This window comes from Pseudomonas sp. zfem002, from assembly GCF_032621685.1.
Lineage (GTDB): Bacteria > Pseudomonadota > Gammaproteobacteria > Pseudomonadales > Pseudomonadaceae > Aquipseudomonas > Aquipseudomonas japonica.
The window spans coordinates 623,288-639,686 of record NZ_JAVYJH010000001.1; the positions used below are offsets into that span (position 1 = coordinate 623,288).

The window sequence follows — 16,399 nt, forward strand, 5'->3', positions numbered from 1 at the left end:
CACCATGCAAACCCGCGAAGACATCTTCAACACCCTGCGCGACGCGCTGGTGGAACTGTTCGAACTGGACGCCGCGCGCGTCACCCTCGACGCCAACCTCTACGAGGACCTGGAGATCGACAGCATCGACGCGGTCGACCTGATCGATCACATCAAGCGCCAGACCGGCAAGAAGATCGCCGCCGAGGAATTCAAGGCCGTGCGTACCGTCAACGATGTGGTCGAAGCGGTGTACCGCCTGGTCGCCCCGGCGGCATGAAACGCCTGATCGGGCTCGGGCTGGTCCTGGCCGGCCTGCTGTACCCGTTCGCGGTGCACTTCGGCATGGCGCACTTCGCGCCCTGGCAGTTCGGCCTGCTGCTCGGCGGGCTGTGGCTGGCGCGCGCCATGACCCAGCCGCACAACCCCGGCGGACGCTGGATGGCCCTGGTGGCCATCGCCTTCTGCGCGCTGCTGGCGCTGTTCGATGACCCGGCGCTGCTGCGCTGGTACCCGGTGCTGATCAGCGCCTTCATGCTGGCCCTGTTCGGCTCCAGCCTGAAGTTCGGCATGCCCATGGCCGAGCGCCTGGCGCGCCTGAGCGACCCCGAGCTGCCCGACCGGGCGGTGCGCTACACGCGACGGGTGACCGAGGTGTGGAGCGCCTTCTTCCTGGCCAACGGCCTGGTCGCCGCGGCGCTGACCCTGTGGGCGCCGCTGGCCTGGTGGACCCTTTACAACGGCCTGATCGCCTACGGGCTGATGGGCCTGCTGTTCGCCATCGAATGGCTGGTACGACAACGTGTGCGAGGACGCTCATGAAATGGATCAACCTTGAGCAACTGCTGTGGCCGAGTGCGGACGCGCGCCGGGTCAGCCACGCCCCGGCGCTGAGCCATGCGCAACTCTGCGAGCAGGCCCTGCGCCTGGCCGCCGGCCTGCAACAGCGCGGCGTGCGGCGCCTGGCGATCTACCTGGAAGACGCCGCCGAGCTGGCCGTGGCCCTGCTCGGCGCCTGGCGCGCCGGGGTCGAGGTGCTGCTGCCCGCCGACCTGCAGGCGCAGACCCGCCAGCGCTGGGACGGCGAAGTCGACCTGTGGCTGAGCGAGCAGGACCAGCGGCCCCACGCGCTGTTCGCCGAGCCGCTGGCCGCCGCCGACCTGGACCTCGACGCCTGCCGCCTGAGCCTGTGCACCTCCGGCTCCACCGGCCAGCCCAAGCGCATCGACAAGTGCCTGCGCCAGCTGGCCAACGAAGTGAACACCCTCGAAGCGCTGTGGGGCGCCGGACTGGATGAGGCCTGCATCATCGGCAGCGTGTCCACCCAGCATATCTACGGCCTGCTGTTCCGCGTGCTGTGGCCGCTGTGCGCCGGACGCAGCTTCGTCCGCCACCAACTGCCGTTCCCCGAGGACCTGCAACGGGCCAGCCGCGAACACCCGGCCTTCGCCTGGGTCGCCAGCCCGGCGCTGCTCAAGCGCATGGGCGACAACCTCGACTGGCCGGCCCTGAGCGAGGTCAGCCGGGTATTTTCCTCCGGCGGCGAACTGCCCGCCGACGCCGCCCAGGCCCTGAACCAGCGCCTCGGCCAGTGGCCGACGGAAATCCTCGGCAGCTCGGAAACCGGCGGTATCGCCTGGCGCCAGGGCGACAGCCTGTGGCAGCCGTTCTCCGGCATCCGCCTGAGCCAGAACGACGACGGCGCGCTGTGCATCGAGTCGCCCTACCTGCCCGCCGGGCAGGTCGAGCAGAGCGCCGATGCGGTGAGCTTCGACGCCAACGGCCATTTCCGCCTGCTCGGGCGCCTCGACCGCATCGTCAAGCTGGAAGAAAAGCGCATCGCCCTGCCCATGCTGGAACAGGCGCTGCTCCAGCACCCGTGGGTCGAGGAGGCACGCCTGGGCGTCATCCACGGCGGCCGCGCCGCCCTCGGCGCCCTCCTGCAGCTCAGCGCCAGGGGCCTGCATGCCCTGCGCAACCAAGGCCGCCGCGCGGTCACCGAAGCCCTGCGCGCGCACCTCGTCCCGCATTGCGAAGCCCTGGCCCTGCCGCGCCGCTGGCGCCTGCTGCGGCAACTGCCGTACACCGCCCAGGGCAAGCTGCCGCAGTCGCTGGTGGAAACCCTGCTGACGGCGCCGCGGCCGACCGGACCGGACCTGCTCGGTGAACAACGCCACGGCGACGAACTGCACCTGACACTGGCCATCTCCGGCGACCTCGCCTATTTCAACGGCCACTTCCCGCAGACCCCGGTGCTGCCCGGGGTGGTCCAGGTGGACTGGGCCATCGCCCTCGGCCAGGCCCTGCTCGACCAGCCGCGGCGTTTCGCCGGCATGGAAGTGCTGAAGTTCCAGCAACTGGTGCGCCCCGGTGACCAGTTGCTGCTGACCCTGCGTTTCGACGTCGAGCGCGGCAAGCTGTACTTCGCCTACACCTGCGACGGCAAGCCGTGCTCCAGCGGCCGCATCCTCCTGGAGGCCGGCCAGTGAACAAGCCCTGCGCGGTGATTCCCGTGTACAACCACGAGCTCGCGCTGCCGGCGGTGGTCGCCGACCTGCGCGCCGCCGGCCTGCCCTGCGTGCTGGTGGACGACGCCAGCAGCCCGGCCTGCGCCGCGGTGCTGCGCCAGCTGGCGAGCGAGCCGGACACCTGGCTGGTGCAACTGCCAGTCAACCAGGGCAAGGGCGGCGCGGTCATGGCCGGCCTGCGCGAGGCGGCGCGCCTGGGCTTCAGCCACGCCCTGCAGGTGGATGCCGACGGCCAGCACGACCTGGCCGATGTCAGCCGCTTTCTCGACCAGTCCCGTGCCCATCCCGAGTCGCTGATCTGCGGTTATCCGCAGTACGACGCCAGCGTGCCCAAGGGCCGCCTGTACGCGCGCTACCTGACCCACGTGTGGGTGTGGATCAACAGCCTGTCGCTGAAGATTCCCGACTCCATGTGCGGCTTCCGCGTCTACCCGCTGCCACCGGTGCTGGCCTTGATCGACAAGGTCGAGCTGGGCCGGCGCATGGACTTCGACCCCGAGGTGCTGGTGCGCCTGGCCTGGCGCAACCAGCCGATGCAGTGGCTGCCGACCAAGGTGCATTACCCGCAGGACGGCCTGTCGCATTTCCGCCTGTTCCACGACAACGCGCTGATCTCGAAGATGCACACCAAGCTGTTCTTCGGCATGCTGCTGCGCGCCCCGCTGATCCTCTGGCGGCGGTGGACGGCATGAGCAGCCCGCAACGCCACTGGGCCGACCACGAGGAGCGCGGCAGCTTCCTGCTGATGAAGCTCACCGCCTTCGGCGTGCGCCTGCTCGGCCGGCGCCTGCTGAGCCCGGTGCTGTACGGCATCGTCCTGTACTTCTTCCTCTTCGGCCGCCGCGCCCGCCGCGCCGCCTGGGCCTACCAGCGCCACCTCGCCGACTGGAGCGGCCAGGCCGAACTGCGCCCGACCACAGGCCGGGTATTCGCCCAGTTCATGGCCTTCGCCGACGCCCTGCTGGACAAGCTCGACGTGTGGAACGGCAAGCTCGGCCTGGAGCAGATCGAGATCGTCGATCCCGGCCAGTTGCACAGCCAGCTGCGCGCCGAGCGCGGGCAGATGCTGGTGGGCGCGCACCTGGGCAACCTCGAAGTCTGTCGCGCCCTGGCCGAAATGGGCCAGCAGGTGACCATGAACGTGCTGGTCCACACCCGCCATGCCGAGCGCTTCAACCGCCTGCTGGGCGAGGCCGGGGCGACCCACCTGCGCCTGATCCAGGTCAGCGAGCTGGACCCGGCGACCATGCTGCAACTGAGCCAGCGCCTGGAGCGCGGCGAGTGGCTGGCGATCGCCGGCGACCGCGTGCCGCTGCATGGCGCGCGCACCGTGACGGTGGACTTCCTCGGTCGGCCGGCGGCCTTCCCGCAGGGGCCCTGGCTGCTCGCCGGGCTGCTCAAGTGCCCGGTCAACCTGCTGTTCTGCCTCAAGCGCCAGGGCCGCTACCAGGTCACCCTCGAACCCTTCGCCGAGTCCGTGCAATGGCGCCGCAGCCAGCGCGACCAGGTGATCGCCGAGCACGCCGCGCGCTACGCCGAACGGCTCGGCCACTACTGCCTGCAGGCCCCGCGGCAGTGGTTCAATTTCTACCCTTTCTGGAAGAACGATGACGATGCATCCGCGTGAGCCCGTAACCTTCGGCGAGTCGCCGCTTTCGATCGAAGACATCCAGGCCCTGGCCCAGCGCCAGGCCGAGTCGCGCCTGCAGGACGACGCCGAGTACCGCGCGCGCATTGCCCGCGGCGCGCAGTTCCTCGACACCCTGCTGGACAAGGAAGGGGTGATCTACGGCGTGACCACCGGCTACGGCGATTCCTGCGTGGTGGCGGTGCCGCTGGAGCATGTCGAGGCGCTGCCCAGGCACCTGTTCACCTTCCACGGCTGCGGCCTGGGCCGGGAGTTCGATGCGCCGTCGACCCGCGCCTTGCTTGCCGCGCGGCTGCAGTCGCTGTGCCACGGTGTGTCCGGGGTGCGCGTGGAGCTGCTGGAGCGCCTGCAGGCGTTCATCGCCCACGACATCCTGCCGGCAGTCCCGGAAGAGGGCTCGGTCGGCGCCAGCGGCGACCTGACGCCGCTGTCCTACGTGGCCGCGACCCTGTCTGGCGAGCGCGAAGTGCTGTACCGCGGTGAGCGCCGCCTGGCCGCCGATGTGCACCGCGAGCTGGGCTGGCAGCCGCTGGTGCTGCGCCCGAAAGAGGCCCTGGCGCTGATGAACGGCACCGCGGTGATGACCGGCCTGGCCTGCCTGGCCTGGACCCGCGCCGGCTACCTGCTCAAGCTCGCCACGCGCATCACCGCGCTCAACGTGGTGGCCTTGCAGGGCAATCCGGAACACTTCGACGAGCGCCTGTTCGCCGCCAAGCCGCACCCGGGGCAGACCCAGGTCGCCGCCTGGCTGCGCCAGGACCTGGCCATCGACGCGCCGACCGCGCCCCTGCACCGCTTGCAGGATCGCTACTCGCTGCGCTGCGCGCCGCATGTGCTCGGCGTGCTGGCCGACAGCCTGGGCTGGCTGCGCGGCTTCATCGAGACCGAGCTGAACAGCGCCAACGACAACCCGATCATCGACGGCGACGCCGAGCGCGTCCTGCATGGCGGGCACTTCTACGGCGGGCATATCGCCTTCGCCATGGACAGCCTGAAGAACCTCGTCGCCAACGTCGCCGACCTGCTCGACCGGCAGCTCGCCCTGCTGGTGGACGTGCGCTACAACCACGGCCTGCCGAGCAACCTGTCCGGCGCCCCGGCCGACCGCGCGATGATCAACCACGGCTTCAAGGCGGTGCAGATCGGCGCCAGCGCCTGGACCGCCGAAGCCCTGAAGAACACCCTGCCGGCCAGCGTGTTCTCGCGCTCCACCGAATGCCACAACCAGGACAAGGTGAGCATGGGCACCATCGCCGCCCGCGACGCCCTGCGCGTCCTGGAGCTGACCGAGCAGGTCGCCGCGGCGACCCTGCTGGCGGCCAACCAGGGTGTCTGGCTGCGCGCGCGCGAGGCCGATGCGCGGCCGCTGCCGCCGGCGCTGGATGCGATGCACCGCGCCCTGCTCGACGAGTTCGCCCCGGTGATCGAGGACCGCGCCCTGGAAAGCGACCTGCGCCGCTGCCTGCAACGCATCACCGCGCAGCACTGGAGGCTCCATGCGTAGTCAGGGTGTGCTGCATGTCGACACTGAAGTGCTGGTGCCCTTCTTCGATGTCGACAGCATGCTGGTGGTCTGGCACGGCCACTACGTGAAATACCTGGAAGTGGCGCGCTGCGCGCTGCTCGACCACCTCGGCCACAACTACCTGCAGATGCAGGAGTCCGGCTATGCCTGGCCGGTGATCGACCTGCAGCTGCGCTACATGCGCGGCGCCACCTTCGGCCAGCGCCTGAAGGTGCGCGCCAGCCTGGTGGAGTGGGAGAACCGCCTGAAGATCAACTACCTGATCAGCGACGCCGCCACCGGCGAGCGCATGACCCGCGCCAGCTCCGTGCAGGTCGCGGTGCATATCGCCAGCCGCGAGATGCAGCTGGCCTCGCCGCAGGTGATGCTCGACGCCGTCGCCAGAGCGCTGCCATGAGGGGCGCTGCCATGAAGCGCCTGCTGCTCGGCCTCGGCCTGCTGTGCGTCTGCGGCCTGGCCCAGGCCTTCGGCCTCGACGACCTGCGCAAGCAGCTGAGCGCGCCGGAAGTGATCAAGGGCCCGTTCGTCCAGGAAAAACACCTGCGCGCCCTGCCGCAACCGCTGGTCAGCAACGGCCAGTTCGTCCTCGCCCGCGACCACGGCCTGCTGTGGCTGCTGCAGACCCCGCTGAAGCAGGACTACCGCCTCAATGGCCAGGGCATTGCCCGGCGCGACGCCAACGGCTGGCAGACCTTGCCGACCCGCACCGCCGGCAGCGAGCAGAACAAGCTGTTCTTCGCCGTGCTGCAAGGCGACAGCAGCGGCCTGGAGCGTGACTTCGAACTGGCCCTGGAGGGCGACGCCAAGGCCTGGAAACTCGACCTGACCCCACGTTCGCTGGTGCTCAAGCAGATCTTCACGCGCATCGAGATCCATGGCGGCCAGTTTGTCGAGCGCATCGAGCTGCTGGAAACCCAGGGCGACAGCACCGTGCTGCGCATGCCGTCCAGCGTCAGCGCCAGCCTGAACGATGCGGAGCGCCACGACCTTGTCGATTGAGCGCCTGCTGCCGCGCCTGTTCCTCGTCCTGCTGCTCGCGGTCCTGGCCCTCGCCGGCTGGCAGTGGCAGCGCGGTCCGGCGCTGTCCGCCGACCTGATGACCCTGGTCCCCGGGGCGACCCAGGACCCGCTGGTCAAGCGCGCCGAACAGCGCATGCAGGAACCGCTCAACCGCGAGATGCTGGTGCTGGTCGGCCACGCCGAGCGCGACAAGGCCATCGACCTGGCCCGCGAGCTGGCCACGCAATGGCAGGCCAGCGGCCTGTTCGAGAAAGTCCAGTGGAGCCTGCAGACCGACCTCCAGGCCCTGCGCGAACAACTGCTGCAGGGCCGCCTGGCGATGCTCTCGCGCACCGACCGCGCGACCCTCGCCGAGGCTCCGGACGCCTTCGTCCAGCAACGCCTGCAAAGCCTCTTCGACCCCTTCGCCGGCTTCAGCCTGGTATCCAGCCAGGATGACTGGCTGGGGCTGACCGGGCGCATCCAGAACAGCCAGCCGCGCCCGGCCAATATCGAGTTGGATACCGCCAGCGGCGCGCTCCTGGCGAAAGCCGACGACCGCTACTGGGTGCTGCTGCGCGCCCGCACCGAGGGCAATGCCTTCGACATGAAGCTGCCGCTGCGGGTCGCCGACCTGCTGGACAGCAGCCGCAGCCTCGCCGCGCAGCGCGACGCCCGCCTGCTCGCCGCCAGCGGCCTGCTCTACGCCGCCAACGGCCAGCGCCAGGCCAGCCATGAAATGACCTGGATCGGCGGCGGTGCGACGCTGGGTATCCTGGCCATCCTGCTCCTGGCCTTCCGCCGCCTGCGCGTGCTGCTGGCCTTCATCCCGGTGCTGATCGGCATGCTGTTCGGCGCCACCGCGTGCATCGCCCTGTTCGGCCAGATGCACGTCATGACCCTGGTCCTCGGCGCCAGCCTGATCGGCGTGGCCGTGGACTATCCACTGCACTTCCTCTCGAAAAGCTGGAGCCTGCGCCCGTGGAACACCTGGCAGGCGGTGCGCCGGACCCTGCCCGGCCTGAGCCTGAGCCTGGCGACCAGTTGCGTCGGCTACCTGGCCCTGGGCTTCACGCCCTTCCCGGCCCTGACCCAGATCGCCGCGTTCTCCGCCGCCGGGCTGATCGGCGCCTACCTGAGCTCGGTGTGCCTGCTGCCGGCGCTGCTGCGCACGGTCGACCTGCAACCGGCGCAGTGGCCACTGCGTATCGCCGAAACCCTGGTGAACCTGCGCCTGCGCCTGCTGGAGCGGCTGCCGGCGGTGGTCCTGCCAGGCCTTCTGGCGCTGTTCTGCATCGGCGGCCTGTGGCACCTGCAGAACCGCAACGACGTGCGCCAGTGGGTCGCCAGCCCGCCGCAGCTGCAGGAAGAAGCCATGGCCGTGGCGCGGATCACCGGCTACCAGCCCACCAGCCAGTTCTACCTGGTGCGCGGCGCTGACCAGGGCCAGTTGCTCGATCGTCTGCAAGGACTTGGCGAACGTCTGGACCAGCAAGTCGCGGCGGGCCATCTGAAGGGCTACATGGCCCTCGACCAGTTGCTCGCCAGCGCTGCCGAGCAGGACCAGACCCGCGCCGCGCTCGGCAGCCTGCCCGCCCACTGGCAACCACTGCTGGCCGGGGGTGTACCGCAAGCTGCGCTGGAGGCTGAACTGGCGCAACTACAGGCGCTGCCGACGCTGGATATCGACCAGGTTCTTGCCGGCCCCCTCGGCGAGGCCTTCCGCCCCCTGTGGCTGGGCTGCCATGCCCAGGGAGAGGGCATGCGCGCTCTTGTAGGAGCTGGCTTGCCTGCGAAGGACCGCGACGCGGTCCCGGTTCCTGATCTACAGCCAGGCCAATGGTCTCTACCCGGCTCCGAATCTGGAACCGGGACCGCTTCGCGGTCCTTCGCAGGCAAGCCAGCTCCTACAAATCAATTGGTTACCTGTGCCTCTGATGAACAGGGCGTCGCCGCCATCGTCAGCCTGCAAGGCCTGAGCGACGCCAGTGTCCTGCGTCAACAGGCCGAGGGCCTGGAAGGTGTACAACTGGTCGATCGCCTCGGCGAGCTGAACCAGTTGTTCGCCGCCACCCAGGTCAGCGCCGCGGAACTCAAGCTGTTGTCCTGCGCGCTGATCGTCGCCCTGCTGATCCTGCCCTTCGGCCTCGGCGGCGCGCTGCGCATCGTCGCCCTGCCGCTGCTGGCGGCGCTGTGCAGCCTGGCCAGCCTGGGCTGGCTGGGGCAGCCGCTGACCCTGTTCAGCCTGTTCGGTCTGCTCCTGGTGACGGCGATCAGCGTCGACTACGCGATCCTCATGCACGAGCAGATCGGCGGCGCCGCGGTGAGCCTGCTCGGCACCCTGCTGGCGGCCGTCACCACCTGGCTGTCGTTCGGCCTGCTGGCGGTGTCGAGCACGCCGGCGGTGAGCAATTTCGGCCTGGCCGTGAGTCTCGGCCTGGTCTTCAGTTTCGCCTTGGCCCCATGGGCCGCGCCACGCCACAGGGAGAAGTCGGCTTGAGCATCGTGCTGTTCTGGGCCCTGGCCCTGTCGCTGTTCCTGATCGCCGGGGAAATCGGCCGGCGCCTGGGCCTGATCAGCATCGTCAGCCACCTGCTGCTGGCGACCCTCGGCCTGCCCCTGCTGATGCTGCTGTGGGTCGAGCCGCACTGGCAGCTCAACGGCGCCGCGCTGATCGCCCCCGGCTGGCTGAAGACCCTGTACGGCCTGAGCTTCGCCCTGCTGCTGGGGCACATCCTCTCCGACGTGGTCGAGCTGAAGGTCGATCGCCAGAGCCTGAAGATCGCCCTGCCCAGCTTCCTCGTACCCTTCGTCTGCGGCCTGGCCTGCGGCGCCCTGCTGCTGCCCGAGCAGCCGTGGCTGACCTCGCTGGCCCTCGGCCTGGTGTTCGCCATCACCGCGGTGCCGGTGCTCTACCTGTACCTGCGCAATATCGACTACCCCCCCGCCGCCACGCGCCGGCTGATGCAGGTGGCGATCGGCATCGACCTGGTCTGCTGGCTGCTGTTCGGCCTGGGCCAGGGCAGCCTCGACCCGCTGAGCCTGGCCTGGCCGCTGCTGGCCGCCTGCGCGCCGCTGCCCCTGTACCTGCTGGGCCTGCGCAAGCCCTGGGTATTCGGCCTGACCTTTCTCGCCCTGCTGTTCGTCGCCGAGCACTACAAGCTCAACGCGCTGATCTTCGGCATCGCCTACCTGGCCTGCCTGGCCTGGCTCAAGGTGCCGCTGCGCCTGCCGATATCGGCGCAGTGGATCAGGCGCCTGCAGAACGGCGTGGCCATCCCGCTGATCCTGACCTTCGGCATCATCCAGATCGACTTCCAGCACCTGCTGCAGCACCTCGACCTGCTGCAACTGGGCACCCTGGTGGCGCTGCCGATCGCCAGCAAGATGCTCGGCAACTGGCTGGGCCTGACGTGGGCCGAACCATCATTCCCCGGCGCCAGTCGCTGGCGCGAGAACCTGTTGCTGAACATTCGCGGCCTGAGCGAGATCGTCTTCCTCAACCTGCTCCTGCAACAGCAGCTGATCAGCCCGGCGCTGTATTTCGCCCTGATGCTGATGAGCCTGGTCGCCACCTTGATGCCCGCGCTGGCCGGGCTGCACCGGATTCCGCTCAACACCCTTACCACGGCAAGGAGGCCTCATGCCGAACACTGAACTGCAACAACGGCAGGTACTGGTCATCGGCGCCGGCCCGTCCGGCGCCATCGCCGCGGCGCTGCTCAAGCGCCAGGGTCACGATGTACTGATCATCGAACGCCAGCGCTTCCCGCGCTTTTCCATCGGCGAGAGCCTGCTGTCGCACTGCATCGACTTCGTCGAGGAAGCCGGCATGCTCGACGCCCTGCTGGCGGCCGGTTTCCAGCTGAAGAACGGCGCCGCCTTCGCCTGGGGCGAGGCGTACAGCGCCTTCGACTTCGGCGAGACCTTCAGCAAGGGCCGGCCGACCACCTTCCAGGTCCAGCGCGCGCGCTTCGACCAGTTGCTGGCCGACCAGGCCGCCCTGCAGGGTGTGGAGATCCGCTACGAAGAGGAAATCGTCGGCGCCGACTTCGAGCGCGAGCGACCCCAGGTTCAGGTACGTCGCCCGGACGGCAGCGAATACCTGGTCGAAGCGCAGTTCGTGCTGGATGCCAGCGGCTACGGCCGCGTGCTGCCGCGCCTGCTCGACCTGGAAGCACCGTCGAGCTTCCCGGTGCGCCAGGCGGTGTTCACCCATATCGAGGACCGCATCGACCATCCCGGCTTCGACCGCGACAAGATCCTCATCACCACCCACCCGGAACATCGCGATATCTGGTTCTGGACCATCCCCTTCAGCGATGGCCGCTGCTCCCTCGGCGTGGTCGCCGCCGCCGAGCACTACGACCACGCCCCGGACGACCTGGATGCCTGCCTGAAGGGCTTCGTCGCGCAGACCCCGAGCCTGTCGAAGGTGCTGGAGCATGCCGTCTGGGACACCCCGGCGCGGACCATCGGCGGCTACTCGGCCAACGTCAAGACCCTGCACGGCCCGGGCTTCGCCCTGCTCGGCAACGCCGCGGAATTCCTCGACCCGGTGTTCTCCTCCGGCGTCACCATCGCCATGCGCTCGGCGAGCATGGCCGCCGGCGTCCTGCACCGTCAGTTGCAGGGTGAGGCGGTGGACTGGGAAAGCGAGTTCGCCACCCCGCTCAAGCGCGGCGTCGATACCTTCCGCTGCTATGTCGAGGGTTGGTACAACGGCAGCTTCCAGGACGTCATCTACCACCCCGACAGCTCGCCGGAAATCCGCGCCATGATCAGCTCGATCCTCGCCGGCTACGCCTGGGACCAGCGCAATCCCTTCGTCAGCGAACCCAAGCGGCGCCTGCGCATGCTCGCCGAGATCTGCGCGAGGGAAGAGGCATGAGCGAGCAGCGCTTCTTCAGCGACACCTACGTCGAGGAAACCCGCTTCGGCTTCTGGTTCCTGCGCAGCCACACCTGGCAGCACCATGTGCTGCGGGTGGCGATCAACGACCTGCGCCGCCTGTTCGACGAAGAGCCGCCGCAGGCCCCCGTGCTGCTCGATGTCGGCTGCGGCCAGGGGCGCTCGTTCCGCCACCTGCACCAGGTGTTCAAACCGGGCCGGCTGCTCGGCACCGACGCCGACCCGCACAGCCTGGAGTGCAGCGGGGCCGAGGCGGTGAACCAGGGCCTGAAGGTCGAGCTCAAGGGCAGCGACTGCGCCCAGCTGCAATTTGCCGATGCCAGCGTCGACCTGCTGTTCTGCCACCAGACCTTCCACCACCTGGTGGAGCAGGAAAAGGCCCTGGCCGAGTTCTGGCGCGTGCTCAAGCCCGGCGGTTACCTGCTGTTCGCCGAGTCCACCGAGGCCTATATCGACACCTGGGTGATCCGCTGGCTGTTCCGCCACCCGATGCATGTGCAGAAGAGCGCCGAGGGTTACCTGCAGATGCTGCGTGAGCAGGGCTTCGTGTTCGGCGAGCGCAATGTCTCCTACCCCTACCTGTGGTGGAGCCGCTCGAAGGATTTCGGCCTGCTCGAACGCTTCGGCCTGCGCCGGCCACCGCCGCCGGGGCAGCGCGAGGAAACCCTGGTCAACGTGGTCGCGCGCAAGCCCGTGGACGCCGCATGAAACGCCTGCTGTTGCTGCTCGCCTGCCTGATCCTCGGCGCCTGCGCCGGCAGCCCGCCGCTGCCCGAGCAGGTGCCGCCGCTGCAGTTGCCGATGACCCTGCATGTGCAGCGCGAACAGGCCGGACAACGCCAGGACTGGCTGCTGGTGATCCAGCGCGAGGACCAGCGCCTGCGCTGGTCGCTGCTCGACCTGCTGGGCATCCCCCAGGCCCGCCAGCTGCTCGGCGACGGCACCTGGCAGGCCGACGGCCTGTTGCCACCCAACCCGGCGGCCCGCGAGCTGTTCGCCGCCCTGCTCTTCGCCCTGACCCCGGCCGAGCGCCTGACGGCGCTTTATCCCGCGGCGCGACAGCAGGATAATCGGCGCTGGCTCGACGAGCGCTGGCAGGTCACCTACCGCCAGGCCGACGACTTCACCTTGAATCTGCAGCAAGGCCTGCGTTATCAAGTCACCCCCCTGCCCGGCGAGAGTCCACCATGACCGCTTACCTCAACGCCCTGGGCCTGGTCTGCGCCCTGGGGCGTGATCAGGCCGAAGTCGCCCGCCGCCTGTTCGCCGGCGACAGCTCCGGCATGCGCGCCGAAGCGGGCTGGGTACCGGAAAAACAGGTGATCGTCGGCGCGGTGCCGGGTGAATTGCCGTCCTTGCCCAGCCCGGTCCAGGACCAGCAGAGCCGCAACAACCAGCTGCTGTACGCGGCCTGTGCGCAGATCGAAGCGCCGCTGCGCGACGCCATCGCCCGCTTCGGCGCGCGGCGCATCGGCGTGGTCCTCGGCACCAGCACCTCGGGGATCGAGGAAGCCAGCCAGGGCATCGCCCATTACCTGCACCAGGGCCAGCTGCCGCCGAGCTACGACTACGCGCAGCAGGAACTCGCTGCGCCGGCGGCCTTCCTCGCCCGCTGGCTGGGCCTCGGCGGCCCGGCCTACGTGATCTCCACCGCCTGCACCTCCGGCGCCCGCGCCCTGATCAGCGCCCGCCGCCTGCTCGATCTGAACCTCTGCGACGCAGTGATCTGCGGCGGCGTCGACAGCCTGTGCAAGCTGACCCTGAATGGCTTCACCGCCCTGGAAGCGGTCAGCGCCGCGCGCTGCAATCCGTTCTCGGTCAACCGCGACGGGATCAACATCGGCGAGGCCGCCGCGGTGTTCCTGATGACCCGCCAGGCCAATGCCGAAGGCCGCAGCGTGGCCCTGCTCGGCGCCGGTGCCAGCTCCGACGCCCACCATATTTCCGCCCCGGACCCGAGCGGTGCCGGTGCCCTGCGCGCCATGGCCGAGGCCCTGGCCCACGCCGGCCTCAAGCCTGGGCAGATCGACTACCTGAACCTCCACGGCACCGCCACCCGGCACAACGACGCCATGGAGAGCATCGCCGTGAACCGCCTGTTCGGCCCTGGCCTGGCCTGCTCCTCGACCAAGCCCATGACCGGTCACACCCTCGGCGCCGCCGGTGCCCTGGAAGCCGCGTTCTGCTGGCTGGCCCTGGCCCGGGAGCAGCACGACGGCCTGCTGCCGCCACACCTCTGGGACGGCCACGCCGACCCGCAACTGGCCGCCCTCGACCTGATCGAGCCAGGCCGCCGCCTGCCCGCCAGCGGGCCGCGGCACCTGATGAGCAACTCGTTCGCCTTCGGTGGCAACAACGTCAGCCTGATTCTCGGAGACACCCCATGATTGCCTGGCCACTGGCCGAACTCCTGCCCCACGCCGGCGACATGATCCTCATCGACGGGATCGAGTCGTTCGACGAGGAGCAGATCCACACCCACCTCACCGTGCGCCCCGGCGGCCTGTTCAATCGGCCCGACGGCAGCCTGCCGGCCTGGGTCGGCATCGAGCTGATGGCGCAGACCGTCGCCGCCTATGCCGGCTGCCGCGCGCGCCAGCAGGGCAAGCCGGTGGAGCTGGGCTTCCTGCTCGGCACGCGCAAGTTCGAATGCGATGTCGAGCATTTCCCCGCCGGCGCGCAGCTGCGCGTGCATGCCCTGCGCTCGCTGGAAGACGACAACGGCATGGGCGTGTTCGAGTGCCACCTGTACGGACCGGGGCTGCACGCCACGGCCCGCCTGAATGTTTTCCGCCCGCCGCAGGCCACCGCATACCTGGCCGAAGCGGGCGACGAGGAGTCCCCACAATGACCGACACCATCCTGGTCACCGGTTCCAGCCGTGGCATCGGCCGCGCCATCGCCCTGCGCCTGGCCCGTGCCGGCTTCGACCTGGTGCTGCACTGCCGCAGCGGCCGCGCCGAGGCCGAGGCGGTCGCCGAGGAAGTCCGCGGCCTCGGCCAGCAGGCCCGGGTCCTGCAGTTCGACGTGGCCGACCGCGCCGCCTGCGCGGCGATCCTCAGCGACGACGTGGAAACCCATGGCGCCTACTACGGCGTGGTGTGCAACGCCGGCCTGACCCGCGACGGTGCCTTCCCGGCGCTGACCGAGGAAGACTGGGACCAGGTCCTGCGCACCAACCTCGACGGCTTCTACAACGTCCTGCACCCGGTGATGATGCCGATGATCCGTCGCCGCGCGCCGGGGCGCATCGTCTGCATCACCTCGGTGTCGGGGCTGATCGGCAACCGCGGCCAGGTCAACTACAGCGCCTCCAAGGCCGGCGTGATCGGCGCGGCCAAGGCCCTGGCGATCGAGCTGGGCAAGCGCAGGATCACGGTCAACTGCGTGGCCCCGGGGCTGATCGACACCGCCATGCTGGACGAGCACGTGCCGGTGGAAGAACTGCTGAAAATGATCCCGGCACAGCGCATGGGCACCCCCGAGGAAGTCGCCGGCGCGGTGAACTTCCTCATGTCCGCCGAGGCCGCCTACATCACCCGCCAGGTCCTGGCCGTCAACGGAGGCCTGTGCTGATGAAGCGTGTGGTCGTCACCGGCATGGCCGGCATCACTTCCCTGGGCAGCGACTGGGCGACCATCGCCGCAAATTTCGCCGCCAACCGCAGCGGCATCCGGCGCATGGACGAATGGGACCGTTTCGAAGAACTGAACACCCGCCTGGCCGGCCCGGTAGATGACTTCGCCGTGCCGGCCAGCTGGACCCGCAAGCAGCTGCGCAGCATGGGCCGGGTCTCCCGGCTCGCGGTCGCCGCCTCGCAGAATGCGCTGCTCGACGCCGGCCTGCTCGACGCCCCGTCGATCCGCGACGGGCGCATGGGCGTGGCCTGCGGCTCGTCCACCGGCAGCACCGACGAGATCAAGGCGTTCGGCAACATGCTGCTCAACTCGGTGGCCGAAGGCCTCAACGCCAACTCCTACGTGCGCATGATGCCGCACACCACCGCGGCCAATATCAGCATCTTCTTCGGCCTCACCGGACGCCTGATCCCTACCTCCAGCGCCTGCACCAGCGGCAGCCAGGGCATCGGCTACGCCTACGAGGCGATCAAGTTCGGCCGCCTGCCGCTGATGCTCGCCGGCGGCGCCGAGGAGCTGTGCCCGACCGAGGCCATGGTGTTCGACGCGCTGTACGCCACCAGCCTGAAGAACGACGCCCCGCACAGCACCCCGAGCCCCTACGACAGCGGCCGCGACGGCCTGGTGATCGGCGAGGGTGCCGGCATGCTGGTGCTGGAAGAACTGGAGCACGCCCTGGCCCGCGGCGCGCATATCTACGCCGAGATCGTCGGCTTCGGCAGCAATGCCGACGGCCAGCACACCACCCGCCCCGAGCAGGCGACCATGCGCCGGGCGATGGAACTGGCCCTGGAAGATGCCGAGCTGGCGCCGCAGGCCATCGGCTACGTCAACGGTCACGGCACCGCCACCGAACAGGGCGATATCGCCGAGACCCTGGCCACCAGCAGCCTGTTCGGACCACGGATGCCGATCAGTTCACAGAAAAGCTTCCTCGGCCACACCCTCGGCGCTTGCGGCGCGCTGGAGGCCTGGTTCAGCATCGAAATGATGAACAGTGACCGCTACGTGCACACCCTCAACCTGGTCAACATCGACCCGCGCTGCGGCGAGCTGGACTACCTTTGCGGGGAGTTCCGCGGCATCAGCAACCAGTACGTCATGAGCAACAACTTCGCCTTCGGCGGCGTCAACACCTCGTTGATCTTCCGTCGCTGGCCCTGAAACGAACA

At 69.2% G+C, this 16,399-nt stretch carries 17 protein-coding genes; all 17 read left to right on the forward strand.

Features of this window, described 5'->3' with window-relative positions:
• The first annotated feature begins 4 nt into the window (after positions 1 to 4).
• The 17 genes from RTI28_RS02775 to RTI28_RS02855 are packed head-to-tail and all read left to right on the forward strand — an operon-like array spanning position 5 to position 16,391.
• Positions 5 to 259 (forward strand): acyl carrier protein, encoded by a 255-nt coding sequence (locus RTI28_RS02775; RefSeq protein ID WP_316919009.1) that lies wholly within the window; start codon positions 5 to 7, stop codon positions 257 to 259.
• Positions 256 to 801, forward strand: coding sequence for a hypothetical protein (locus RTI28_RS02780; RefSeq protein ID WP_316919010.1), 546 nt, complete (start codon positions 256 to 258; stop codon positions 799 to 801). The genes RTI28_RS02775 and RTI28_RS02780 overlap by 4 nt, the downstream gene beginning before the upstream one ends.
• Entirely contained in the window at positions 798 to 2,468 is a 1,671-nt protein-coding gene (locus tag RTI28_RS02785) for an AMP-binding protein (protein WP_316919011.1), read from the forward strand. The genes RTI28_RS02780 and RTI28_RS02785 overlap by 4 nt, the downstream gene beginning before the upstream one ends.
• A complete protein-coding gene (locus RTI28_RS02790) occupies positions 2,465 to 3,199 on the forward strand; it encodes a glycosyltransferase family 2 protein (protein WP_316919012.1) in 735 nt (244 codons plus the stop codon). The genes RTI28_RS02785 and RTI28_RS02790 overlap by 4 nt, the downstream gene beginning before the upstream one ends.
• Complete coding sequence (locus RTI28_RS02795; protein WP_316919013.1) at positions 3,196 to 4,134, forward strand: glycosyl transferase; 939 nt, start codon at positions 3,196 to 3,198, stop codon at positions 4,132 to 4,134. Before RTI28_RS02790 ends, RTI28_RS02795 begins: the two co-directional genes overlap by 4 nt.
• Complete coding sequence (locus tag RTI28_RS02800; protein WP_316919014.1) at positions 4,115 to 5,659, forward strand: aromatic amino acid ammonia-lyase; 1,545 nt, start codon at positions 4,115 to 4,117, stop codon at positions 5,657 to 5,659. The genes RTI28_RS02795 and RTI28_RS02800 overlap by 20 nt, the downstream gene beginning before the upstream one ends.
• On the forward strand, positions 5,652 to 6,077 hold the full coding sequence (locus RTI28_RS02805; RefSeq protein ID WP_316919015.1) for an acyl-CoA thioesterase: 426 nt from the start codon (positions 5,652 to 5,654) through the stop codon (positions 6,075 to 6,077). The genes RTI28_RS02800 and RTI28_RS02805 overlap by 8 nt, the downstream gene beginning before the upstream one ends.
• 11 nt (positions 6,078 to 6,088) lie before the next feature.
• On the forward strand, positions 6,089 to 6,679 hold the full coding sequence (locus RTI28_RS02810) for an outer membrane lipoprotein carrier protein LolA (RefSeq protein WP_316919016.1): 591 nt from the start codon (positions 6,089 to 6,091) through the stop codon (positions 6,677 to 6,679).
• A complete protein-coding gene (locus tag RTI28_RS02815; RefSeq protein ID WP_316919017.1) occupies positions 6,651 to 9,179 on the forward strand; it encodes an MMPL family transporter in 2,529 nt (842 codons plus the stop codon). The genes RTI28_RS02810 and RTI28_RS02815 overlap by 29 nt, the downstream gene beginning before the upstream one ends.
• Positions 9,176 to 10,336: a sodium:proton antiporter gene (locus tag RTI28_RS02820; protein ID WP_316919018.1), complete on the forward strand. Its 1,161-nt coding sequence runs from the start codon at positions 9,176 to 9,178 to the stop codon at positions 10,334 to 10,336. Before RTI28_RS02815 ends, RTI28_RS02820 begins: the two co-directional genes overlap by 4 nt.
• Positions 10,323 to 11,570: an NAD(P)/FAD-dependent oxidoreductase gene (locus tag RTI28_RS02825; protein WP_316919019.1), complete on the forward strand. Its 1,248-nt coding sequence runs from the start codon at positions 10,323 to 10,325 to the stop codon at positions 11,568 to 11,570. Before RTI28_RS02820 ends, RTI28_RS02825 begins: the two co-directional genes overlap by 14 nt.
• Positions 11,567 to 12,298, forward strand: coding sequence for a class I SAM-dependent methyltransferase (locus RTI28_RS02830; protein WP_316919020.1), 732 nt, complete (start codon positions 11,567 to 11,569; stop codon positions 12,296 to 12,298). The genes RTI28_RS02825 and RTI28_RS02830 overlap by 4 nt, the downstream gene beginning before the upstream one ends.
• Positions 12,295 to 12,780: a hypothetical protein gene (locus RTI28_RS02835; protein ID WP_316919021.1), complete on the forward strand. Its 486-nt coding sequence runs from the start codon at positions 12,295 to 12,297 to the stop codon at positions 12,778 to 12,780. Before RTI28_RS02830 ends, RTI28_RS02835 begins: the two co-directional genes overlap by 4 nt.
• Positions 12,777 to 13,976, forward strand: a complete 1,200-nt coding sequence (locus RTI28_RS02840; RefSeq protein WP_316919022.1) for a beta-ketoacyl-[acyl-carrier-protein] synthase family protein — start codon at positions 12,777 to 12,779, stop codon at positions 13,974 to 13,976. The genes RTI28_RS02835 and RTI28_RS02840 overlap by 4 nt, the downstream gene beginning before the upstream one ends.
• Complete coding sequence (locus RTI28_RS02845; RefSeq protein WP_316919023.1) at positions 13,973 to 14,440, forward strand: hotdog family protein; 468 nt, start codon at positions 13,973 to 13,975, stop codon at positions 14,438 to 14,440. The genes RTI28_RS02840 and RTI28_RS02845 overlap by 4 nt, the downstream gene beginning before the upstream one ends.
• Entirely contained in the window at positions 14,437 to 15,165 is a 729-nt protein-coding gene (gene fabG / locus RTI28_RS02850) for a 3-oxoacyl-ACP reductase FabG (protein ID WP_316919024.1), read from the forward strand. Before RTI28_RS02845 ends, fabG begins: the two co-directional genes overlap by 4 nt.
• Positions 15,165 to 16,391 carry a beta-ketoacyl-ACP synthase gene (locus tag RTI28_RS02855; RefSeq protein WP_316919025.1) on the forward strand — a complete coding sequence of 409 codons (1,227 nt, stop codon included), beginning with the start codon at positions 15,165 to 15,167 and terminating at the stop codon, positions 16,389 to 16,391. Before fabG ends, RTI28_RS02855 begins: the two co-directional genes overlap by 1 nt.
• The last annotated feature ends 8 nt before the right edge of the window (positions 16,392 to 16,399 follow it).